This is a genomic window from Bacillus sp. m3-13 (assembly GCF_000175075.1).
In the GTDB taxonomy this organism is placed as follows: Bacteria; Bacillota; Bacilli; order Bacillales; family Bacillaceae_I; genus Sutcliffiella_A; species Sutcliffiella_A horikoshii_C.
Map to the genome: position 1 here is coordinate 135,197 of NZ_ACPC01000048.1, position 6,728 is coordinate 141,924.

Annotated in this window: 5 protein-coding genes and 1 pseudogene; 5 read left to right on the top strand and 1 reads right to left on the bottom strand. The window is 37.2% G+C overall.

Features of this window, described 5'->3' with window-relative positions:
* Position 1: 1 nt before the first annotated feature.
* Positions 2-1,333, bottom strand: coding sequence for a cytochrome ubiquinol oxidase subunit I (locus tag M313_RS0120370; RefSeq protein WP_029326626.1), 1,332 nt, complete (start codon positions 1,331-1,333; stop codon positions 2-4).
* A gap of 363 nt (positions 1,334-1,696) precedes the next feature.
* Between M313_RS0120370 and M313_RS0120375 the strand changes: the two genes are divergently transcribed.
* From M313_RS0120375 to M313_RS0120395, 5 genes and pseudogenes are all read left to right on the top strand, one after another.
* Positions 1,697-2,917 carry a tetratricopeptide repeat protein gene (locus M313_RS0120375; RefSeq protein ID WP_010199643.1) on the top strand — a complete coding sequence of 407 codons (1,221 nt, stop codon included), beginning with the start codon at positions 1,697-1,699 and terminating at the stop codon, positions 2,915-2,917.
* 158 nt (positions 2,918-3,075) lie between these two features.
* A complete protein-coding gene (locus M313_RS26065) occupies positions 3,076-3,570 on the top strand; it encodes a site-2 protease family protein (protein WP_326929621.1) in 495 nt (164 codons plus the stop codon).
* A 172-nt stretch (positions 3,571-3,742) separates the two neighbouring features.
* Positions 3,743-4,878, top strand: a pseudogene (locus M313_RS24215) (sensor histidine kinase).
* Positions 4,875-5,474, top strand: coding sequence for a response regulator transcription factor (locus M313_RS0120390; RefSeq protein ID WP_010193623.1), 600 nt, complete (start codon positions 4,875-4,877; stop codon positions 5,472-5,474). Before M313_RS24215 ends, M313_RS0120390 begins: the two are co-directional and overlap by 4 nt.
* Before the next feature lie 127 nt (positions 5,475-5,601).
* Positions 5,602-6,728: DEAD/DEAH box helicase (locus M313_RS0120395; protein WP_010199646.1), on the top strand; the 1,127-nt coding region annotated here is incomplete at its 3' end.

The window sequence follows — 6,728 nt, forward strand, 5'->3', positions numbered from 1 at the left end:
CTTACTCCATACCCCTGTCGTGAAGCTCTTTCTCCACCGGATTATTTTTAAACATTTTCCGCAATACTGTGGCACATGTTGTACAAAGAACGATGTAAAGCAGAACAAAAAGGACAATCATTAGATCCACATGCTCTGATGTCGTTGCACCTTGTTCTACGGTCATATAACCTACAAGGAGCCAAGGTTGCCTTCCAAGTTCAGCAAAGAACCAACCCATCTCGATTGCCAGTAGGGACAACGGTCCACCTGCAACGATCGCCCATAATAAAGGCTTGTTCCATTCGTTCCATTTCCGTACTTTTGCAAACAAGACATACAGAATAGATATAAACGCTAGGAACATACCGATCCCCACCATCAAATCAAAGAAGTAATGGACGATTAAAGGAGGGAGCTCCTCTTCTGGGAACTCTTCTAACCCAATTACTTCTGCATCAGGTGTCCCATGAGCCAAGATACTTAAGGCATATGGAATCTCCAGGGCATATTTCACTTCATTATTTTCTTGAAGGACTCCACCCAATATTAAAGGAGCTTCCGTTGAAGTCTCAAAATGCCATTCTGCTGCGGCAAGTTTTTCAGGTTGATATTTTGCTAGATACTTCCCAGAAAAATCACCTATGATAGCAGTAGATATTGCAAAGATTACAGCTGCTGTCATTGTAAGGTGCAAGGCTTTTTTATGATAAACATGGTCTTTTCCTCTAAGTATTGCAAAGGCTGCTATAGCAGCTAAAACAAATGCTGTTGTCAAATATGCCGAGGATAAGACGTGAGCAACCTTTGTAGGGGTTGCGGGATTAAACATTGCTTCTAAAGGACGGATATTGGTCAATACGCCGTTTTCAAGGTCAAATCCTCTTGGTGCATTCATAAAACCGTTCACTGTTGTGATAAAGAAGCCTGAAGCCATTGCACCGAGCGCTACAGGAATCAAAATGAAAAAGTGATAGATTTTCTTTTTAAATCGGTCCCAAGTATATAAGTAGATGCCAAGGAAGATAGCTTCAAAGAAAAACGCAAAGGTTTCCATGAACAATGGAAGACTGATAACATGGCCGGCCATCTGCATAAAGTTCGGCCAAAGTAAGCTCAATTGTAAACCGATAGCGGTACCTGTCACTACCCCGATCGCAACGGTTATGACAAATCCGCGTGCCCATCTTCTCGCAAGCAGGCGATAATGTTCATCATTTCTCTTTATTCCCATCCATTCTGCCAAAGCTATCATAAGGGGAACTCCCACACCGACCGTGGCGAAAATGACGTGCACAGCCAGTGTAATTCCAGTAAGAATTCGACTTAAAAGAACAGGATCATATTCAAACATCCCAAACATCCATACTCCACTCCTTTTTCAAACAAAAATTACAATCTTCTAGGTTCATTTTTTATTATACAATAGATTGCTCAATACTTCACAATATAAACTCTAAGCAAACTCTCTTTCTAGTATATTCCCTTTAACCAAGAAGCAAAACAGGGGGAAAGCGCTTGAATATGACATCTTTATGGCAAAGATTCGGCTAATTTGTGACAAACAATGTAGAGAATGCGAGGTTAACAAACAATAGCTTGCTCCTGTCAATAACAGAAAAATAGTAGAAAAAAAGTAAAATTTGCCGGAATGTTGTATAAATATGTAGAAGAAGGTGGTAAAATATTCTTATAATTCACACAAAGGGTGTATTCGATGAGGAATATAAAAAATCATATTAATAGGCTTTCTAGGGACACGTTCTCTCTAAATTACAATCTAGATCAAGGGATTGTTGGCACCTTTGAATTATCAAATGGAAACGAAGAAGATATAAAAGTACATGAAAATCTAAAATGTAATACACCAGTAGAAGCACTATTATACAAGATTTATGATTTTACAGTTCTACAGGATAAAAAGGCTGCAAGGGAAAAGTTTCTATATTTAAATGATGAGTTTAATATTGATCATGTCTTATCAGATCCCAGCATAAACTTACTTTATCTCGTGGTGAAGCTTAAGTACTTTATCTTAAATAATGATAGAAAGCTATATGAGCCAATATTTAATCAAATTAGAAGTTTACCTACTAGCATAAATCCCTCTGTTGAGTACATACACCATAAAACACTAGGAATCTATTATTATCGAACCAATAATTTTTTACAATCCACCTTAGCACTTGATAACGCCTTATCTTTGGCTGAAAAACTACCTTATATATCTGAAGATGACAAAGCAGAATTGTATTATCAAGTCTCATTGACGAAAATCAAAACTTGTGACACGTTTGAATCTATCTTTTATGCCGAAAAGGCTCTTTCCCTCTACCAAAGTCTCTATAACAATAAACGTTCAGCTGAATGTCATATTATTTTAGGTATCAACTATAATCATTCCAAACGCCAGGACTTTGCTGAAAAACATTATCTTTCTGCAAAAAATATTGGGGAAAGCATTGGAGATTCTTATCTGGAATCGATGGCACTTCACAATCTTGGTTGCATTAAGTCCTATTTGAAACAATCGGAGGAAGCGATCTATTATTATTTAGAGTCATTAAAACGAAAAAGAGAAGAAGAAAGAAGTGTTTTTTCCATCCTAGGACTTGTTGAAGAATATTATTTTTTACACCAAACAGAATTTTCAAAGGAATGGGCGGAACAAGGGTTAAGATTGGCCCAAAGAATTGATTTAACAGAATATATTCTTCACTTTACCGCACATATCTATTTATTAAATAAAGATACAGAATTAGAGCCGTATATTTTACAACGGGTAATACCATATTTTAGAAATGCTGGGAATGAACGATATTCCATTAAGTATACGGAAATGTTGGCTAAATACTATTATGAAAACAAACAATACAAGTTAGCAAGTGAGTTTTTCGACAGCTGTTTACAAAATATAAAATCAAAAACCTCCTATTAAGAGAAGGCAAAAATCCCGCACTTAAAAATTTTGGTGTGGGATTCTTCCGTATTGACTAGGTATTTTGATTTAATTTTATTTTCTTTTCTCTACTCAAGTTTGAAAATCAAATTTAGGGTATGTAAGCATTATTTAATTCTTTTATTATGAGAAAGGTAGTGTTTACATTGTTCGGTATAAATGATTTGTGGAAATTTTTTCTCTCTTTTTTTCTTGTGTTACCTATCGTTACGATCATTCATGAATTGGGGCATTATTTCTTTGCTAAGCTATTCGGCGGTAAAGTTATTGTCCATATTGGAACCGGCAATGTCCTTTTCAAATTTGGCTCAATACGAATCAGGAAGTTATATTTTTATGATGGTTGGTGCGAGTATATTTCCATAAGCAAAAAAGCTTCTAAACTCGATAAGATTTTAGTTTATTTAGGAGGATCAATTTTTAATATTTTATCCATATTCCTCTTAAATACATTAATATTAAACGAAGTATTGGAGCCAAGTATTTTCTTCTATCAGTTTACTTATTTCTCATTTTATTTTTTGTTCTTTTCTTTATTTCCAATTAATCACCTAAATGGCTGCCCAAGTGATGGGATGGCCGCCTTAAATATATTAACGAATAAAAAGTTCAGTAAGAATCCATCTAATTAAAGAAAGTATATGACATTTGTCATAACATCCTAATGACACGTGTGACTATGCCTCATTTCATTAAAAGGGTAGAATGAATTTAAAAGTTTAAAATTATTTTTTACAGAACTTTCCTATTAATTTTGATATAATAACGATACAAGACATGTAAAGGATAAATGAGGTTTCAACTATGAAAAAGAGATATTTAATGTTTCAAAAAGGTTCTGGAATTTCACCATATATCTGGAGCGTATTCAGCATCCTTCCGTTTTATTTTATTTTTCAATCATCATCCACCCCCGAAATAATTGTTGGGATATGTTTAACGATTCTATTTTTTATTGCTTATAGATTTGCATTCATCTCTAATAAGTGGCCTGTCTACCTATGGACCTGTTTACTGATAGGGATTTCCATTACAATGACTATCTTGTTTCATTTCATTTACTTTGCTTTCTATATTGCTTTTTATAATGGAAAATTAAAAATAAAATAGCCTTTACTGTGCTATATATCATTCATTTAATTGCAACTACAGTAGCAATCAACATAAATGTCGTCATGAGGGACGAGTTATTCTTAAAACAAATCCCGTTTGTCGTAATCATTTGGATTGCAGTGATTTTATTACCATTTAATCTTTACAATAAGCGAAAACAAGATCAGCTAGAAGAGCAGTTGGATGTAGCTAATAAAAGAATTTCTGAGCTTATCATTCAAGAAGAAAGGCAACGGATTGCAAGAGATCTGCATGACACACTTGGACAAAAACTTTCGTTGATCGGCTTGAAGAGTGATCTTGCAAGGAAAGTAATGACTAAGAATCCTGACCAGGCAAAATTGGAGCTAAAGGATGTTCAACAAACAGCCCGGACCGCCTTAAATGAAGTGAGACAAATGGTGTCTCAAATGAGGGGAATTCGATTAAAAGAGGAATTTGTAAGGATAAAACAAATACTTGATGCTGCACAGATAGACCTAAAATTGGAGCATGATTTACCTTTAAAGGACAATTCATTGTTCTTAGAGAACATATTGAGTATGTGCTTGAAAGAAGCGGTTACGAATGTAGTTAAACATAGCAAAGCATCAAAATGCACGGTCAAGATGGAGCAGCTGGGAGACGAAATCAGACTGACCATTCGTGACAACGGGGTTGGAATGACAGAGCAGGATGATATAGGGAAAGGCAGCGGACTGCTCGGCATTAGGGAACGACTGGAGTTTGTAAATGGACTGATGGAGATTAGTGGGGAACAGGGAACAACAATCCGAATCAAGGTGCCCAAAATGGTCAATCAGAGGGAACAGGAGGAGAAAGCATGATACGGATAGTAATAGCAGAGGACCAACGCATGATGTTAGGCGCCTTAGGTTCATTACTAGATTTGGAAGAGGACATGGAAGTGGTCGGAATGGCTGGAAACGGGGAAGAGGCTGTAGCTTTATTTCACAAATATAAGCCAGATGTTTGTATTATGGATATTGAGATGCCAGAGAAAACTGGTTTGGAAGCAGCTGAAGAGATAAAGGGCCTTGGGTGCAAAGTCATCATATTGACCACATTTGCAAGAACAGGGTATTTCCAGAGAGCCTTGAAAGCGGGAGTTACCGGTTACTTACTTAAAGACAGTCCAAGTGAAGATCTGGCCAACTCCATTCGAAGCATCATGTCGGGAAGACGCGTTTATGCCCCGGAATTAATGGATGACTTCTACGGAGAAGAAAATCCGCTCACTGAGAGGGAAAAAGCGGTTCTGGAGCTTGTGGCTGATGGGAAAAATACGCAGGAAATAGCAGATGAATTAAGGATAAAATCAGGTACTGTTAGAAATTATATTTCTAACATATTGGATAAACTTGAAGTGAAAAACAGAATTGAAGCGATTACTCAATCTAAGGAAAAAGGTTGGTTTAAGTAAAATTGGATAGAATGATAAAAAACCGATCTGAGAGTTCTGATCGGTTTTTGTTTATGCTCTACTTTATTATATGATATAGTTATTGGAGCTATTTTAAGGCTATATATAGAAAAGAGACGTGATAAGAGTGACTGATTTTTTAAAGTTAGGGATTCGAAAAGGAGTAAATCACTCCTTAAAATCCATGGGGATCAATGCCCCAACCCCAATACAGGAACGAACTATTCCCGCAGTACTTGAGGGGCATGATGTTATTGCACAGGCCCAAACCGGCACAGGCAAAACATTGGCTTTTGTCCTTCCTATCTTGGAAAAGGTGGACGTTAATAACCCTGAAACTCAAGCATTGATTCTTACACCGACAAGGGAGCTTGCCCATCAAATTACAAAAGAGATAAAAAATCTAAAAGAAAATATAGATGATTTACAGGTTCTTGCAGTATATGGGGGACAGGATGTTAACTCCCAGCTAAAAAAGCTAAAGGGAGCACAGCATGTAATCGTGGCAACACCTGGACGCTTGCTAGATCATGTGAGAAGAGGAACCATTGATCTTTCCACCATCTCCATGCTCGTCATCGATGAAGCTGATCAAATGCTATTGATGGGTTTTCTACCTGATATTGATACCATTACAGCAGAAATTTTTGCTTCACGCCAGACAATGCTGTTTTCTGCAACTATTCCAAATGAAATTCATGCATTAGCGAAGAAATATATGAAACAACCAAAACATATCCAGATAGCTGAGAAGCAAGTGACAGTAGCTTCCATCAACCATTATGCCGTGGAAACGACGGACCGTCGTAAAGAAGGGACCATGCTTCACCTCATTAAAGAACATAATCCCTATTTGGCCATCATCTTCTGCAGAACAAAGGCGAGGGTGCAGAAGCTAACAGAGGTTCTTAAACATGAGGGAGTAGAATGTGAAGCATTACATGGAGATATCCCGCAATCCAAGAGGAACCGAGCGATGAAATGGTTCCGGGAAGCCAAACTTCAATACCTTGTTGCAACAGATGTAGCTGCTCGTGGACTAGATGTAGAAGGCGTGACACATGTCTATAATTATGACATTCCTCAGGACTTAGAGACCTACATCCACAGGACTGGCCGGACAGGACGTGCAAGCGGATCAGGAGAAGCGTACACGCTTTTCGCTCCAAGGGATGTGGATTTCCTTCAAATGATAGAAAAGGGGATTGAAATGCCCCTAGAAAAACTAGTATTCAAAGGTATAAGCATTCCTGA